This is a genomic window from Gilliamella sp. B2838, from assembly GCF_026536185.1.
In the GTDB taxonomy this organism is placed as follows: Bacteria; Pseudomonadota; Gammaproteobacteria; order Enterobacterales; family Orbaceae; genus Gilliamella.
Genome location: NZ_JAFNOO010000001.1, coordinates 187,660 through 204,845 on the forward strand (window position 1 = coordinate 187,660; position 17,186 = coordinate 204,845).

At 35.5% G+C, this 17,186-nt stretch carries 12 protein-coding genes; 4 read left to right on the top strand and 8 right to left on the bottom strand.

The genetic code is table 11. From position 1 onward, the window contains the following. Positions 1–8: 8 nt before the first annotated feature. Both J3U63_RS00880 and pmbA read right to left on the bottom strand, forming a co-directional pair. Complete coding sequence (locus J3U63_RS00880; protein ID WP_267333120.1) at positions 9–1,742, bottom strand: SulP family inorganic anion transporter; 1,734 nt, start codon at positions 1,740–1,742, stop codon at positions 9–11. Positions 1,743–1,751: 9 nt separating this feature from the next. Continuing rightward, positions 1,752–3,104 (bottom strand): metalloprotease PmbA, encoded by a 1,353-nt coding sequence (pmbA, locus tag J3U63_RS00885; RefSeq protein ID WP_267370200.1) that lies wholly within the window; start codon positions 3,102–3,104, stop codon positions 1,752–1,754. A gap of 77 nt (positions 3,105–3,181) precedes the next feature. On the opposite strand from pmbA, the gene yjgA reads away from it, so the two are divergent. The 3 genes from yjgA to J3U63_RS00900 all read left to right on the top strand — a co-directional run bounded on the left by yjgA (position 3,182) and on the right by J3U63_RS00900 (position 4,936). Next, complete coding sequence (gene yjgA / locus J3U63_RS00890) at positions 3,182–3,718, top strand: ribosome biogenesis factor YjgA (RefSeq protein ID WP_267333122.1); 537 nt, start codon at positions 3,182–3,184, stop codon at positions 3,716–3,718. Between the two features lie 71 nt (positions 3,719–3,789). After that, the gene (ppa, locus tag J3U63_RS00895) at positions 3,790–4,320 is read left to right on the top strand and encodes an inorganic diphosphatase (protein WP_065633526.1); all 531 of its coding nucleotides are present in this window, start codon (positions 3,790–3,792) and stop codon (positions 4,318–4,320) included. Positions 4,321–4,726: 406 nt separating this feature from the next. Next, positions 4,727–4,936: a cold shock domain-containing protein gene (locus tag J3U63_RS00900; RefSeq protein WP_065633525.1), complete on the top strand. Its 210-nt coding sequence runs from the start codon at positions 4,727–4,729 to the stop codon at positions 4,934–4,936. A gap of 146 nt (positions 4,937–5,082) precedes the next feature. On the opposite strand, the gene gapA is transcribed toward J3U63_RS00900, so the two are convergent. Next, positions 5,083–6,081, bottom strand: coding sequence for a glyceraldehyde-3-phosphate dehydrogenase (gene gapA, locus J3U63_RS00905; protein WP_065633524.1), 999 nt, complete (start codon positions 6,079–6,081; stop codon positions 5,083–5,085). Positions 6,082–6,409: 328 nt separating this feature from the next. On the opposite strand from gapA, the gene mutS reads away from it, so the two are divergent. After that, entirely contained in the window at positions 6,410–8,968 is a 2,559-nt protein-coding gene (gene mutS / locus J3U63_RS00910) for a DNA mismatch repair protein MutS (protein ID WP_267370201.1), read from the top strand. Between the two features lie 240 nt (positions 8,969–9,208). On the opposite strand, the gene dld is transcribed toward mutS, so the two are convergent. The 5 genes from dld to J3U63_RS00935 all read right to left on the bottom strand — a co-directional run bounded on the left by dld (position 9,209) and on the right by J3U63_RS00935 (position 16,710). Next, positions 9,209–10,906 (bottom strand): D-lactate dehydrogenase, encoded by a 1,698-nt coding sequence (dld, locus tag J3U63_RS00915; protein WP_267333124.1) that lies wholly within the window; start codon positions 10,904–10,906, stop codon positions 9,209–9,211. A gap of 165 nt (positions 10,907–11,071) precedes the next feature. Continuing rightward, positions 11,072–12,643 (bottom strand): hypothetical protein, encoded by a 1,572-nt coding sequence (locus J3U63_RS00920; RefSeq protein ID WP_267370203.1) that lies wholly within the window; start codon positions 12,641–12,643, stop codon positions 11,072–11,074. Between the two features lie 356 nt (positions 12,644–12,999). After that, positions 13,000–13,983 (bottom strand): 23S rRNA (adenine(1618)-N(6))-methyltransferase RlmF, encoded by a 984-nt coding sequence (gene rlmF, locus J3U63_RS00925; RefSeq protein ID WP_267347983.1) that lies wholly within the window; start codon positions 13,981–13,983, stop codon positions 13,000–13,002. Between the two features lie 360 nt (positions 13,984–14,343). Then, positions 14,344–14,670 (bottom strand): hypothetical protein, encoded by a 327-nt coding sequence (locus tag J3U63_RS00930; RefSeq protein WP_267366650.1) that lies wholly within the window; start codon positions 14,668–14,670, stop codon positions 14,344–14,346. 468 nt (positions 14,671–15,138) lie between these two features. After that, complete coding sequence (locus J3U63_RS00935; protein WP_267370204.1) at positions 15,139–16,710, bottom strand: hypothetical protein; 1,572 nt, start codon at positions 16,708–16,710, stop codon at positions 15,139–15,141. Between the last annotated feature and the right edge of the window lie 476 nt (positions 16,711–17,186).

The following is a 17,186-nucleotide window of genomic DNA, read 5'->3' on the forward strand; positions in this document are numbered from 1 at the left end:
TTTTATTATTACTGATTTAAAGCATCTTCATTATTTTCCATGTGCTCTTTACTTTGTACTAACCGAACTGAAAAATAGAGATCATAAGCAAATTCAATATACTGTTCATCTAACTTAATATTCATCTGTTTAAACCAGTTTTTTAATGTTTTTCGTCGACCTGATAGTATTAAAATCACATTTCTGACTTTCAACGATTTCACCAGCTCTTCAATACCCGACAAAACACTAACATCTTTATACGTAAAACAAGGAATAGCATCGACAATGACATAACTTATCGGTTGCGGTGCTTCGTCAATATAACTGATAATTCTGCGCTTAAAATAAGCGATGTTAAAGTAAGTAAGTGGAGAGTTAAATCGATAAATAATGGTATTATCTAGAGGTTTAACGTCTTTTCCTAAAGAATGAATACGACCACTTTCATCAACCCCAAGTAATTGATCTTTAGGCCTAAATACTCGCCTTAAAAATAAGAATAAACCTAATAACACCGCTAGCGCCATACCGGGAATAATACCAATGACTAACACCGAAACTAGCGTGGTTAAACTTAAATAAAACGCATCACGATCAAATTTAAAAAAGCGAATAATAGTCTGAAAGTTAATTAGCGAAATAGAAGAATAAATTAAAATTACCCCTAACACACAGGTTGGAATATATTTTAATGGGGATAATAAAAACAAGACAACAAAACCAATAATGATAGCTGCAATAATCGAAACTAACTGAGTTTTGCCACCATTAGCATCATTAACCGCCGTACGCGATGACGTACCACTAACCACAAATCCTTGCGATAATCCTGCCACAATATTTGCCATACCTAAGGCTTTAAATTCAACATCAGCGTTAGTTTCATAGTTATTTTTTGAAGCAAAACTTCGTACTGTTATCATCATACTGACAAAACAAATAATCGCGATATTCAGTGATGGCACAACTAAATCACGCATCAAGCCTTTATCAAAATCAAGCCATGATTCAACGGGGATAAAATCACCAGTCACTGCGCCAATAATTCGAATATTGTGAGATTCAAAATTAAATAACCAAGAGAGAAAAGTCATCACAACCACGGCAAAAAGCGGTGCGGGATAACGCGGTTTTATTTTTTTTAAACCGATCAATATCACCAAAGTAAACAGTGAGATTAATGCTGTGAAGAGATGAATTTGTGGAATTTTAAACGGTAAATAGACAACACGTTCAATTAAGTAAGAGTAATCATAAGAAAACCCTAATGTCTTGGCGAGTTGATCTACCATTATGGTGATTGAAATGCCATTAAGTAAACCAATCAATATCGGTTGACTCAGTAAATCAGCCAGTGCACCTAAGTGCAATTTGCCGGCAATGATACACCATATTCCAATCATAATTGTTAATATAACTACCAACTGCCAACGCAAAATAGGATCATTTGATGCTAGTGGTAAAACTACTGCTGCAACTACTGCACATGTTGCAGTATCAGGACCAACAATAAGTTGTCTGGAAGAACCAAAAAGTGCATAAACAATCAACGGTAATATTGTTGAATATAATCCAGCAATTGCACCAACACCAGTGAGTTCAGCATAAGCAATAGAGACGGGTAAAGAAACAGCTGCAACTGACAAACCCGCTTTAAGATCAAAACTAAAGTAATCACGCCTATAGTGTAATAAATTTTTTAAACCTGGCATCCATAAAGCAATTTTTTGCATTAGTGCGCTGTTTGTGACTCTTCCCATATATGTCTTTTATTTCCCTGCTATACTAATATTATCAATCAATATCGATCCACATTGGATATTGGTTCTTGTTTCAATATCATTACCAATGGCTACAATATTTTGATACATATCTTTAAGATTTCCGGCAATGGTAAATTCATTAATTGGATACTGTATTTGACCATTTTCAACCCAAAATCCAGTTGCGCCTCGAGAATAATCGCCGGTAATATTGTTGACACCTTGCCCCATCAATGATGTTACAACAACACCTTTATCTAATTTAGCCAACATAGCATTGAAATCACGGCGAGGCTGGCTAGAAGAGATTAACCAGTTATGAATTCCCCCTGCGTGCCCCGTTGATTTTAAACCTAATTTTCGGGCTGAATAATTCCCGAGTAAATACGTTTGCAATACGCCTTGCTCAATAATATTACGTTTGACCGTTTGGGTTCCCTCACTGTCAAAAGGAGAAGATCCGACACCTTTTAGAATGTGAGGATCTTCAAAAATAGTTAACCATGAAGGAAACACAGATTTGCCAATACTATCTAACAAAAATGAGGACTTACGATAAATTGCTCCCCCACTAATTGCACCAACTAAATGACCAATTAAGCCAACCGCCACCTCTGGACAAAATAGGACAGGTGCTTGCATTGTGGCTATCTGCTGGGCACCTAAATGTGAAATAGTTCGTTGTGCTGATTGTTCGCCTACCCATGAAGGGGATCTCAGCTCACTAATATCACGTGACGAAGTATAAGCGTAATTACGCTCCATTTGACCATTTTGTTCTGCAATAACCGAACAAGATAGAGAATGCGAACTCGCACAATAGCCTTGTAACATTCCTAAACTATTGCCATACATGTAAATGCCATAACGACTACTAAAATAGCCACCATCACTACTTTTTATTTTTGGATTAGCAAGTGCTACTTGTTCCGCTTGCTTTGCTTGCTCAATAGCTCGATCCACATTCAAATCACTTGGGTAAAAAAGATCCAAATCAGGCGCATTAAATGCCATTAAAGAACGATCACCTAATCCTGAGTAGGGATCGGGTGAAGTGTATTGCATAATATTAACCGCCATATCAATAGTTTGAGCAATAGCCTTAGGGGATAAATCATTAGTAGAAGCGCTCCCCTTTTTCTGATTTTGATAGACAGTAATAGCTAACGCACCATCACTATTAAATTCGACCGTTTCAGGTTCACCTAAACGGGTACTAACATTAATACCGGTTGACTGATTAATTGACACTGCAACTGAATCAACACGCGATTTTGCTTTAGCAATAGTATCAGCCACTATAGCCGACAAGTTTGCTTGTTGATCTTTTGCCTCTTTTTTAATTTGTTCAATACTCATTTTATTATTTTCTACAATTCTGCTAGTGATACGTTATAATAAGCCAGAAATGCATTTTAGTTAACAAAAGAAATTATATGAATCAAAATCAAAAGACAACCGAAGAAGCAAACTTTAATGTCGATGATATCGAAGATGAAATTATCTACGTTAGTAAAAGTGAAATAAAAAGAGATGCTGAAGAACTTAAAAAACTCGGTATTGAACTCGTTAATTTAAGTAAAAATGAACTTGCTAAAATCCCCCTTGATGAAGATTTACTCTATGCCATCGAATTAGCTCAAAAAATCAAAAAAGAGGGTTACAGAAGGCAAATTCAATATATTGGTAAATTACTCAGAAATCGGGATATCGAACCAATTACACTTGCCTTGGATAAACTCAAAAACCGCCATAATCAACAAGTCGCGATGTTTCATAAACTTGAAATGTTACGCGATGAACTGATTGAAACCGGTGATGCTGAAATGATTATGGATTTATATCCAAATGCTGACAGGCAGCAGCTACGTACTTTTGCTCGTATAGCTAAAAAAGAGTTAGCGTCGAACAAGCCTCCGAAAACAGCCAGACAGATTTTTCAATATCTAAAAGAATTGAGCGACACGGAATAACTTTTATAATGTGTGCTTATGACTTATCACTAAACAATATTATTAACAAATAAATAATAGAGGATACAAAAATGGGACTTTTGAATGTACCAGCAGGTAAAGAATTACCAGATGATATTTATGTAGTAATTGAAATTCCAGCGAATGCTTCACCAATAAAATACGAAGTTGATAAAGATACGGGTGCTGTATTTGTCGATCGCTTTATGGCGACAGCAATGTTTTACCCATGTAATTATGGTTATATCAACCATACACTATCTTTAGATGGTGATCCTGTTGATGTGTTAGTCCCAACGCCTTACCCTTTACAACCCGGTGCCGTTATTCGTTGTCGCCCAGTTGGCGTTCTAAAAATGACAGATGAGTCAGGTGTTGATGCAAAATTAGTTGCGGTGCCTCATACCAAACTGACAAAAGAGTATGATCATATAAAAGATGTTGACGATTTACCGGAACTACTCAAGTCACAAATTAAACACTTTTTTGAACAATACAAAGCGTTAGAAAAAGGTAAATGGGTTAAAGTTGACGGTTGGGAAAATGTCGATTCTGCGCGTAAAGAGATTTTAGAATCTTTTGAAAGAGCAAAAAAGAAATAAAATTACTGTTAATTTCACAATTTGATGTAAAAAAGTAACCGTTAAACCAGAGTGATGAAATCTTTTTCTGATACTCTGGTTTTTTTTGTAAATTTCACTTTCGAAATAATTATAAAATTTTTAAGATTTAATAATTTGTTTTAGATCAAATTACATTTATTTAACTAAAAATTTATAAAAAACTGCACTCTAACATGAAAAAATTGTCATTAATATCTTGCTTTCGATTATAATTTGTGCGGTAATAGTAACAGACTTATAACAAAGCTATTCATTATGAAAACGATTAACTTTTTAATGTAAATTTATTTATATTTTTTAGTTATGAATTACATAATCTATACTAAGTTTAAGTCTATGCGAGCCGTAAAGGCAAATTATTAATTATTGTTAGGATGTCTAGTAAATGAATAAGAAAACAGGCCAAGTCAAATGGTTTAACGAGAGTAAAGGTTTTGGTTTTATTACCCCTACCGATGGAAGCAAAGACGTCTTTGTCCATTTCTCAGCTATTTCCGGTGACGGATTCAAAACTTTAGCTGAAGGACAACAAGTTGAATTTGCAATCCAAGATAGCCCTCGCGGACCAGCTGCAGCTGATGTTGTCGTTATTTAATAGCTAATTAATTCGTTAATTAGTCTAAGTAAAAAGCCCATTTGCGAAAATGGGCTTTTTTATTTATCGCGTAATCATCATTGACTATTTTAATTACAAAAAAAGGCAACCATATGGTTGCCTTTCTAATATGACACAAAAATGACTTATTTTTTAGAAACAACAGCAATTAAGTCTAATACTTTGTTTGAATAACCAACTTCATTATCATACCAAGAAACAAGTTTAACAAAAGTATCACTTAATTGAATACCTGCTTTAGCATCGAATACTGAAGTACAAACTTCACCTAAGAAGTCAGTTGAAACTACATCATCTTCTGTATAGCCAAGCACACCCTTCATTGGGCCTTCAGCAGCAGCTTTGATTGCTTTACAGATATCTTCGTATTTAGCAGGTTTTGCTAAACGCGCAGTTAAATCAACAACAGAAACATCTGGAGTTGGAACACGGAAAGCCATACCAGTTAATTTACCATTTAATTCAGGAATAACTTTACCTACAGCTTTAGCAGCACCAGTTGAAGATGGGATGATGTTTTGTGCAGCACCACGACCACCACGCCAATCTTTGTGAGATGGACCATCAACAGTTTTTTGAGTTGCTGTTGTTGCGTGAACAGTTGTCATTAATGCTTCAACAATACCGAAGTTATCATTAACAACTTTCGCTAAAGGTGCTAAACAGTTAGTTGTACATGAAGCATTAGATACGATATCTTGACCTGCATAATCTTTATCGTTAACACCCATTACAAACATAGGCGTACTATCTTTAGATGGACCAGTTAATACGACTTTTTTTGCTCCTGCTTGGATATGTTTACGCGCAGTTTCGTCAGTTAAGAATAAACCAGTTGCTTCAGCAACAACATCAACACCCACTTCATTCCATTTTAAGTTTGCTGGATCTTTTTCAGCAGTAACACGGATTGTTTTACCATTAACGATTAGTTTTCCGTCTTTAACTTCAACTTTACCATCAAAACGTCCATGAGTTGAATCATATTTAAGCATATAAGCCATATATTCAACATCTAATAAATCATTGATTGCAACGATTTCGATGTCAGAACGTTTTTGAGCAGCACGGAAAACAATACGACCAATACGGCCAAAACCATTAATACCTACTTTGATTGTCATAACAATTACCTTCTTTTGTGTTAAACGATAAAAATAACTGCAAGTAAACTATCAAATTTTAATAGGTTATTCAAGATCATTAAACACAATAAGGCACGATTTAATTAAATTGTTTATTACGCAATTAATAGCTATAACTAATCATAAATAAAATCAAAAGCGTGTAACAAACAGTCATACCCAACTTGATTATCAAAGTAGATAGATAAAAAATAAAACTTACATTTATTTCAACCTCTTAAAATAAATACTCCGACAAATCCTAATATTTCGCTATAATAAATTAATGTTGAATAAATAATGAGCTAATTTAGTAAGAATTAATACAATGACCGAACAAGAAAACTTTACTGAACACACCCCAATGATGCGGCAGTACCTCAGACTAAAAGCGGAAAATCCGGATATTTTGCTATTTTATCGTATGGGTGATTTTTATGAGATGTTTTATGATGATGCTAAACGAGCTTCGCAATTACTTGATATATCGTTAACTAAACGTGGTTCGTCTAATGGTGAGCCGATTCCGATGGCCGGTGTACCTTATCATGCAGTTGAGAGTTATTTAGCAAAGTTAATTTCGCTTGGTGAATCGGTTGCGATTTGTGAACAAATCGGGGATCCTGCAACGAGTAAAGGTCCTGTCGAGCGCAAAATTGTTCGTATTGTAACGCCGGGTACGGTCAGTGATGAATTATTATTAGAAGATCGTAAAGATAATTTATTAGCATCAATATGGCAATCAAAAAACCACTATGGTTATGCCACGCTCGATATAAGTTCTGGGCGGTTTTTTATCTTTGAAACTGATAGTTACGAATCAATACAAGCTGAATTACAACGCACCAATCCAGTTGAACTTCTTTATCCGGAAGAGTTTCAATCCATGTCATTAATTGAACATCGTCATGGGTTAAGACGTCGCCCCTTGTGGGATTTTGATCTTGAAACCGCTAAACAGCAGCTTAACTTGCAATTTGGTACCAATGATTTAGTTGGATTTGGCGTGGAAGATTGCCTTTATGCACTTAGCGCAGCTGGCTGTTTACTGCAATATGTGAAAGATACGCAGCGCACCGCGCTACCACATATTCGTTCAATCATCAAACAATCAGCTTTCGACTTTGTGGTACTCGACGCGGCAACGCGGCGCAACCTAGAAATCACTGAAAATTTATCGGGTGGCACACAAAATACAGTGGCTGAAATTTTAGATAAAACCCAAACCCCAATGGGTAGCCGCATGTTAAAACGCTGGTTGCATGCCCCAATTCGTGACGTAAACGTATTACAACACCGTCAACAAGCAATCAGTGAATTACAAAATCATATTGATGATATTCAGCCATTATTAAAACTCATTGGCGACCTTGAGCGTATTTTAGCGCGGCTTGCACTACGAACAGCTCGCCCACGTGATTTTGCCCGTTTGCGTGATGCTTATAACTTACTGCCGCAAATGCAACAGTTATTAAGCCAAATGAATACGCCAGCTTTAATTGCTTTGCGAGCTAAAATCAATCAATTTGATCACATTGCATCTATTTTAACGCGAGCAATTGTCCAAACGCCACCTGTCATTATTCGTGATGGAGGCGTCATTGCCAGCGGTTACAATGCCGAACTTGACGAACTACGCAATCTTGCAGATGGTGCAACAAATTATCTGGAACAACTGGAAATTCGCGAGCGTGAAACTTTAGGTATCGACACACTGAAAGTCGGATTTAATGCTGTACATGGCTACTATATTCAAATTAGTCGAGGACAAAGCCATTTAGCACCAATTCACTATACCCGACGCCAAACGCTCAAAAATGTTGAACGGTACATTATTCCTGAGCTTAAAGAGTATGAGGATAAAGTCCTCACCTCAAAAGGTCGTGCACTAGCCCTTGAAAAACAGTTATATGATCAATTGTTTGATTTACTTATGCCACAGCTTGCCGAAATGCAACTTAGTGCCGATGCTATCGCTGAACTTGATGTCTTAACGAATTTAGCTGAACGAGCTTTAACGCTTAATTATCAATGCCCTACATTTTCTGAAAAAGCAGGTATTGAAATTATCAATGGTCGCCATATCGTTATAGAACAAGTATTGCAAACGCCATTTATTGCTAATTCATTACGGCTTTCCCCTGATAGAAGATTGCTCATTATCACCGGTCCAAATATGGGTGGTAAAAGCACGTATATGCGCCAAGCTGCATTAATTGTTTTACTGAGCTACATAGGTAGTTTTGTGCCAGCATCAAAAACCATTATTGGACCGGTTGATCGCATCTTTACCCGAATTGGTGCATCGGATGATCTAGCGTCGGGGCGTTCAACATTTATGGTCGAAATGACTGAAACCGCTAACATAATGCATAACGCCACTGAACAAAGCCTTGTGCTAATGGACGAGATTGGACGTGGCACCTCAACTTATGACGGATTGTCCTTAGCTTGGGCATGTGCTGAAAACTTAGTAAACCAAATCAAAGCGATGACACTCTTTGCTACCCATTACTTCGAGTTAACGCAGTTGCCTGAGCATATGCAAGGCGTTTATAACATTCATTTTGATGCCATTGAACATGACAACACGGTTGCCTTTATCCACGAAGTATCTGAAGGTGCGGCCAGTAAAAGTTTTGGTATTGCGGTGGCCGGATTAGCTGGCGTACCAAAACAAGTATTAAAACGCGCCAAACAAAAGCTAAAAGAGCTCGAAGTCATTTCGAAGCAAGCGGCAAAGAGCCATGTTGACCAATCGCAGCTTAGCTTTGTGACGGAAAGTGAACCTTCTGAAATTGAACAAGCGCTGAAACACATCGATCCTGATGCCTTATCACCAAAACAAGCATTGGAGATGTTGTATCAATTAAAGAAAATGCTTTAACACTGCCGCTCTTAAATTAAAAAGGGCTAACTTGCCCTTTTTATTATCTATCTAGTTGTTTATATAGCTTCACTCATCACAGAATATAAAATAATTATTATCTGTTTGATCACCCCTAATATTGATAATCTCACCTTGCCAACCGATTAAGTTAAAGCGACTAAAGTTGATCATTGTGCATTAAATTATCTTCATCTGAGCTTTGCCAGCTTATATCAGCTGGCAATTGCTTAGATTGGGTTACTTCCAATATTTTTTCTTAGAAGTTTTACCAATACCAGGATTGAGGCTATTAGTCGGATCAAGCTCTTGATAGAATTTTTTCAAATCGGCATTAGCATGATACAGGTGACCAACATTGTGCTCTGCTGGGTATTGTGCCCCTCGCTGATCAAGTAAAGCTAAAATTTGTTCCTTCACTTTATCACAATCTGTGCCTTTTTTAGCAATATAGTCTTGATGAAAGACATAACAGAAAAAATGCCCATAATACATTTTATAGATAAAGTTTTGATCAATGTCTTTTGGCAAAGTTTCAAACCAATCTGTATCATTACGACGCAAAGCAATATCTAACGCTACAATGTTTTCCACTGTTTTACTATGGACATTTCGATAAGATGTCGCTGCACCTGCCGCTGCAAAACGATGTAACATTGCTGCTTGAGCCTCTTTAGCATTACACAAAAAATAACTTCCGTTTTTATTTTGGAAATACGATTTCAAAAATGCTTCAGCTTCGGCTATCCCGTCATCTGCCATTTTTAAAATCAAATGATGTTCATAGCGATCACGGTAGTCTCGAATGGTTTTCGGTAAGTGATTAGGTAAAAATTTAGCAACAAAAATTGAAAAACGATCTGAAAAGTTTTTCGGAAAGAATGGAATTTTACCTGTAACGCGATCAACAAAGTTTTTAAAAGCAAAAAGGCGAGGTATGGTATCAGTACCTAATTTTTGAATAGCTAAAAAAGTCGGTTTGCCATAAACCGCAGCAATATCAAATGCGACTCGATGCATATATTCGCCTGATACCGGTAATGTTTTAAACTGACTTAAAATATGACGACGGATATCATTTAACTCATTAATGTCATTAGTACCAATATAAAATACTTCTGATTTCTTCTCTAATGGAAATGTATCAAGACGCACGGCAAAAACCATTAAGCGACCTGCACTGCCCGAAGCTTCATAATGGCGAGCTGGATCGGCATTAAAACGTGCAGGTGTATCGGCATCAACTTCACGAACATGATCGCAATAATGATGATCATGACCTAAGCCCGCATCACGATTAATATCTTTTTCAGTATAGGTATGATTTTCTAGATTCCGTAAAATGGTTTCTGGCTCATCACCCAGTTCAATGCCCAAGTGGTTAACAAGATGTAATTGTCCTTGCGCATCCAATTGTGCAAACACAGCCATTTGGGTATAAGCAGGACCACGTTGAATCAGGGAACCACCAGAGTTATTACATACCCCACCCATGACAGATGCACCAATACATGATGAACCAATAACTGAATGCGGTCCTCGATTATATTTTTTTAACTCTTTTTCCAAACGGAATAATGTACTTCCCGGTAAACAAACAACCTGCTCACCATTTTCAATAACTTGAATACCTTCTAAACGACGAGTACTCACAATTACAACCGGTCTATCATAATCATTGCCATCTGGGGTTGACCCCCCTGTTAAGCCAGTATTGGCCGATTGCGTAATAACAATCACATCAGCGGCAACACATGCTTTTAATATTTGCCATTGCTCAACTAATGTGCCAGGTAATACAACTGCTAATGCATCACCTTCACCAAAACGAATACCTTGACGATAAGGCAACGTCCGATTAGGGTTTGTTAACGTATATTTTTTGCCAACAATAGTTTGCAGTTGTTCAATCAATGCTGTTTTTTCATTTCCGTTCATTTTATCTTCCCTACCTATATTTAATTTAACTTTAAATTAATCGCGATTATTTTATAATTACTAAATCGTGTAGAAAAGATACATAATGTGCTATTTAATCAGCGCCTTTAAGCTATATGTTTAGCACTATGAATATTAAAATTATTTTTATAATTATTTTTTAAATTAAGGATTAACACAAACCATTTTACCTGCTGTAGAATCTGAATCGATATCACCCACATCAGAACCAACCGCATATTGTATGCTAGCATCATCGGATAATGCCCAATAGTAGGATTGCGTTGAAGTATGCCAATCACTTGTTGGATAATAAAGTTGATAAGAAGATCCCCATTCATTAAAAATGCCACCAATCCATTTACCACTTGCATCTTTAAAGCTTATTTGCCGACGATAATTATTAATATTGCGACCATTAATTCCGCCATGCCAACCTTTGCCATTAGCGTTAGTTAAATCATTGACTTTCGGGAATCGATAACCATTACCCAAATTGTCACAAAAGCGCTGAACATCATCATTAGATGTTGCATCATTTGAACTGGCGATATACCATCTATCAATATTAAAACTGTATAATAATTGCTTTCGTTCACTGTCTGCATAAATCTTAAACAGAACAGGGCTAAATGAAGTATCAGTGGAATTTTCATTCGGACCATTTAAAACCACTTTTAATGCTAACACTTTGGGTGAATTATCCCAACCTGGTGTTTGTTCGGATTTTAATGAAATGGTGACTTTACTCCCACCGTTGACAGGATAAACAGTTTGACCATCTTGAGTATTTGCAGTGATGACTTGTTCAGGTGTAACACCACCTAATATCAAATAAAAATTTAGACCATTTAAACCTGTCGTGGGAAAATTTAAATCCGGATTACTGATATCTTGCACTTTAAATCCTCGGCTTCTGATCCAATCAGGACCATCTGCATCAGGATAATGACGTCCATCATACCAAACATTGGGTTGAACATAACATACATACGGCGTATCAATTTTACGATTAAAATAATAGGTATGCTTAGCACCACTAAAATCTGTCACATTAGGTATACCATATTGGGTAAATAATTGACCACCATTAGACGTAATCGTTAACTTATAAGGGGAATCGCATCCGGTTAATTGAGCATTGGGGTTATTTTTGACTTGCGTAGTAATATCGTTGTTATTGGCATCTAACCATTTAACCATCAAATTACCGGTTGCATTTGGTGATGCATCACCATCTTCATCTCCCCAATAATTATTAGAAGATGCAAGAAGATTACTCAATGAAATACTTGGATAACTACTATTATTGACTAACGGTACCAAGGTTTTAATGCTCAAAAATGTATCATCATCACTCAACAAATCAATGGGGGATTCTTGGCTTGAATCATCGATAATTGCATTGGGATACAAATCACTTTGTCCACCAGCGGCAATAAAACTACGACCGTCAGATAGCTGTAAACCCAGTAACCCTTCAACACTTACCACTTTAGTTTTTCCATTGTCAAACGTTAAATAAGGCGCATGACCATGAATAGCATTTTCAGTCGAAGCCGATAATGCATTGACAGGATTACTATGCACAAATAACCAATAAACAACAATTGCTGAAACTGATTTAATAGTAATAGAAGAACAATAAAATTGATTAATGCGAATTAAAAAAAAAATTAAATAATGTTTGGTGTTAGCAAAAGACAGATAATTTTTACAGAAGACTACTTCAGACATATTGTATCTCCTTTGAAACCGCTTAATTTATTCGTGATAGTGACTATCTAAACAACAAAAAACTCAATTTCGATACAAAATATAAAAGCGTAACAAGTATAAATGACTATTCATCAAAAAAAAATAGATTACAGAATAATCAAACGTAAAAATAGTATTATTAATCAATTGGATGAAATTTTTTACATAAAAATTACAGTAAACGTGTCTGGCATTTTGTTACACGCTAAATGAATAAAAACCTCTATTTTATTGAAAAAAGTTGTTGCCTTTTAAAGGGAACATTGAAAATGGCAAATAACAACAAATAAATAATAAAAATCATCATTAAAAATAGGTAGTTAAGAAAAAGCTTTTTATTTTATACCTTCACTATTTTCATAATGGTTTTGGATAATCGCTTGCCTTTTATCTTGCTGGAAAAAACTCCATGCAATAAAACGACTACTCTTTTGTCCTTGCGCCATTGGAATAATTTTGACTTCAGCAGGTTTAACTGTCATTAATTGCTTATTAAGCACCTTGAGTGACTCTTTTTTAGAAACCAACGACGTAAACCATAAACATTGCTGTTTATATTGTGTACTTTCTTTGATCATATTGGTAATAAAAGCACTTTCACCTCCTTTGCACCATAATTCAGTCTGCTGACCACCAAAATTAAGCGCAGGATTAGATTTTGAATATTGCCATTTACCTAACTTTTTGAGCTTAGTTTGGTTACTCGCCAGTGCGGCTTGTGCCGAATCATGAAAAGGTGGATTACACATAGTTAACATAAAAAATTCTTTCGGCTTTATAATTTGCCTAAAAATTGCTGAGGTATCACGTTGTAATCGACAATCAATTAAACCATTTAATAATGGGTTAGATTGAATGATAAGCTTTGCAACCTTGATTGACATTGGGTTGATATCACTCCCCACAAATGACCAATTATATTCAGCCCGACCAATAATGGGATAAATTACATTTGCCCCTACACCAATATCAAGAACACGGATCTGTTTACCTAAAGGGATTTTATCGTCGTTATCATGAGCAAGTAAGTCGGCTAGATAATGAATATAATCTGCTCGCCCTGGAATGGGTGGGCAAAGATAATCATTGGGAATATCCCAATTGCTCAGTTGATAATAATGTAATAACAGTGCTTTATTTAGCAATTTGACTGCCATTGGATCAGCAAAATCGATCGATAAATTATTGTATTGATTGGGTTTAACGTACGGTGTGAAATCAGGTAACGTTTGGCATAGCGCTAAAAAGTCATAGCCATGGCGATGTTTATTTCGTTGATGTAAAGCAGTTTTGTTTGCTAAGTTCGACTGTTTTTGCATGTTCTATCCAACAATAAAAAGGCTGTCTATTATAAAGGTTTTGCATGCAATATGTGAAAAAGTAAATAAACAATCATCCATCTTTCTTTGATATCAGATCATCTCCGTCTTCTATTAAGTCAATATCACTATTCATCGATTTCAATTTAATCCGTGAATTATTGGTAAAAAAAATTGCTTTGACAACTTTTATAGAAATGATTCTTAAGTCAATATAGGCTATCGTTTTATATTGGAACATAAGTAATTTGTTTTTATGTTGGATTTTTGATCTACACTACGGCTATTTTTTGCTCGATTCGCCAGAACTCCGACGCCGCCGTCTCGTACGTTTACAACGCTCGTGGGCGGCTTTTGCCCTTATCTCGCTTCGCTCTTTTCAGGGCAACGTCGTTCATACCAGTGACTATATTCATCAATTGAGTAATTGAACGCTAACTTTACGCCAAAATCAAACAACTTTGCGTTAGGCAATCGTTCGTTTATTGTGTTAACAGGAAAACCACAAATAATGACTTGCTTATTATGATATTTCTTAATCTGTTTAATATGTGTTTGAAGATTATGCCCAAGATGTTCAGTTAATATATAAACGCCTTGATTATATGTACGAAAAAACATTCCTTCTTTAAATAACAAGATCCCTTTAAACTCTTGTTGTAGTAACACTTTATCATTAATATTCATATTAATCCTCAATAATAAATTTGATGCTTTTAAAATTAATAAAGCTATATTTTTCTTGAAGATGATTTTTTAGATAAAGTTGTTTAAATCTAAGAGTAATCGATATTAGGTTTTCCATAATATAATTAACCTTTACATACTACATAATTGTACCAAACTTTTTTCTAACATCTGGATTGTAAGTACTCCAATGATTATGAGGATTATTAACTGTTGCATCTGGTCTTACATAACCTAATTGCAGCTCAGCTACTATCTGATAATTCTTAGTAAAATTCGATACCATACCTTAACTTTATATTCCATATTGTGTATAAGGCTTTACCTACAATCTAATTTGTAAATTCAACGGCATCGTATAGCTACTTGCACTGCCAATTATTTGGCCAAATGAAATTAAAAATCATAAAATCAATATCACCAAAGAACAAACATGTTCAATGTAAGCATCAATAAAAATTTACATCACTACAGACAAACTAAAAAGTCTGGACACATAGAATCTGACTCGCAATCAGTTCCAATGTTACCGGAACCTGCATTCACATCTAAATGATTGTACATTGGATCAACATCAAAACTATGATTGCTTTGACGGCTCCAATATCGCTCATCATCTCGATCTTCCCAATCTGAATCTGGATAAGCATGTTTAAGCGTATGTCCCCATTCACTAAATAACGTACTATCGATTGCGCGAGTGAATCCGTTATTAATTTCAAAATATTTATTAACACCATTAGTTATTGGCGCATTTGACAGTTGAGTATGCAACAATAAATGATCGCCTTGACAAATTTTTATAGCATCAGACCAAAAACCCAAAAAACCCTTTACAGGTTTTGCCCAAACAATGGTCGGATTAAACGTATAATCAAACATTACTTTTTGATCTCTTTTTAATGTTGCGCGAACTGTCACCGCTCCTGATGGCCTATCATGTATTGTCACATATCCTTTACTATCTACTGAAACCTGACCATTAGGATTTACAGGTACACTAAATAAGTAATCACTTTGTGCACCAGCAACAATTAACTGAAATTTTGCGCCAGGAAAACCTGTTGTAGGAAACTTTTTATTATTTGATTGGGTAGGATTGACTTTAAATCCCCAATCAGGCACATAATCACTAGTATAACCTCCACCAACTAAAACTCTTCGTGTGGTATTATTTTTATCATTCCAACCTATAAATTTATTGCTATCATCAAAGCTTAACCATTGTTTATCTGGAAAGATTTCGGTCGAATTAGGTCTGGCATAACATAATCCAGTAGCGGTTATAAGATATTTTTTAGAAAACGTAACATAATCACTTTCCCTTGGTATACCATATTGTGAGCGTGCCTTAACTTTTTTTGCAAAAACCAGTGTTAAAGGCATTGGATATCCACTACCACAACCTATAGGTTTATCTTGTGTACCAGCAGTTAAATGACCATTGCTAGCTAACTCAACATTATTAGCGTCATACCACCAATAATTAGTTGTTTCAACAATGAAAGGATCTTGTGAATCGGCATGATCGCCATCTTCATCGTTGTAGTTTGTAACGGTATCAACCACTGAAGGATTATTAACATCTACTTTAAAATCACTAATCTTTAAATTGCCATCAAACCCCTTCACAACATTACCATTTATATTGCCAGAAGATTCACTATAAAACTGATCTGCTACCGTGAAGCCTAATCTATCGGCGGCAACTTGTTCTTTAATTACTTGTGGAGCATTACCATGAATAATATTTACAGTTTGAACATTTAAAGCATTTACTTTTGATAACAGTAATAGATTAACAAGAAAAAATAACAGTATGAATTTAAGATAAGTTTTATCAACTACATCACCGATAAAACCATTTTGTGGGGATGAAGAACTTAAAGAAAAATAACAATAGTGAGCTTGATAATTAAATAAGCAATAAATTAATTGCCCGATGCCCGATGCCCGATGCCCGATGCCCGATGCCCGATGCCCGATGCCCGATGCCCGATGCCCGATGCCCGATGCCCGATTAAGACCATATTTTAACATATTTTCGCCTCTCCATGTAGATATTTGCTTGATTTTTTTCAAATATTTCTATCGGATAACTTTTAATACTATACAAAAATCCTGCTTATTAAACCACTTTAGCATCGATTAACGCTAAAGTGATATAGTATAATAAAATAATAAATTTAGTTTGCAATGGTTTATTATATAAAATTTCGTTACTGCAAAAATGACACAGTCTTGAAATATACTAATAAGTGCTAATCATTAACTAACATGAAGGTGACAATAAAAAAGATAATTTGTTTACAATAAGTTATTTTTCACCAATCAACGTTGAGATAGCATCATAAAATATAAACAACTTACCCATAAAGAAAGATACTAGATTTCTTTATGGGTCTTAAGAAAAAAGTCATTGCCCAAATATTAGAAAGGCATGTATCTACGATTTAGCTAGAACTTAAACGCAACAAAGACCATCGAGGTTATTACTACGCCCTTAAGGTACATGG

Excerpts from the sequence above, each read along its gene's own strand:
- J3U63_RS00880 (WP_267333120.1), bottom strand. The coding sequence starts at position 1,742 with ATGGGAAGAGTCACAAACAGCGCACTAATGCAAAAAATTGCTTTATGG.
- pmbA (WP_267370200.1), bottom strand. The coding sequence starts at position 3,104 with ATGAGTATTGAACAAATTAAAAAAGAGGCAAAAGATCAACAAGCAAAC.
- yjgA (WP_267333122.1), top strand. The coding sequence starts at position 3,182 with ATGAATCAAAATCAAAAGACAACCGAAGAAGCAAACTTTAATGTCGAT.
- ppa (WP_065633526.1), top strand. The coding sequence starts at position 3,790 with ATGGGACTTTTGAATGTACCAGCAGGTAAAGAATTACCAGATGATATT.
- J3U63_RS00900 (WP_065633525.1), top strand. The coding sequence starts at position 4,727 with ATGAATAAGAAAACAGGCCAAGTCAAATGGTTTAACGAGAGTAAAGGT.
- gapA (WP_065633524.1), bottom strand. The coding sequence starts at position 6,081 with ATGACAATCAAAGTAGGTATTAATGGTTTTGGCCGTATTGGTCGTATT.
- mutS (WP_267370201.1), top strand. The coding sequence starts at position 6,410 with ATGACCGAACAAGAAAACTTTACTGAACACACCCCAATGATGCGGCAG.
- dld (WP_267333124.1), bottom strand. The coding sequence starts at position 10,906 with ATGAACGGAAATGAAAAAACAGCATTGATTGAACAACTGCAAACTATT.
- J3U63_RS00920 (WP_267370203.1), bottom strand. The coding sequence starts at position 12,643 with ATGTCTGAAGTAGTCTTCTGTAAAAATTATCTGTCTTTTGCTAACACC.
- rlmF (WP_267347983.1), bottom strand. The coding sequence starts at position 13,983 with ATGCAAAAACAGTCGAACTTAGCAAACAAAACTGCTTTACATCAACGA.
- J3U63_RS00930 (WP_267366650.1), bottom strand. The coding sequence starts at position 14,670 with ATGAATATTAATGATAAAGTGTTACTACAACAAGAGTTTAAAGGGATC.
- J3U63_RS00935 (WP_267370204.1), bottom strand. The coding sequence starts at position 16,710 with ATGTTAAAATATGGTCTTAATCGGGCATCGGGCATCGGGCATCGGGCA.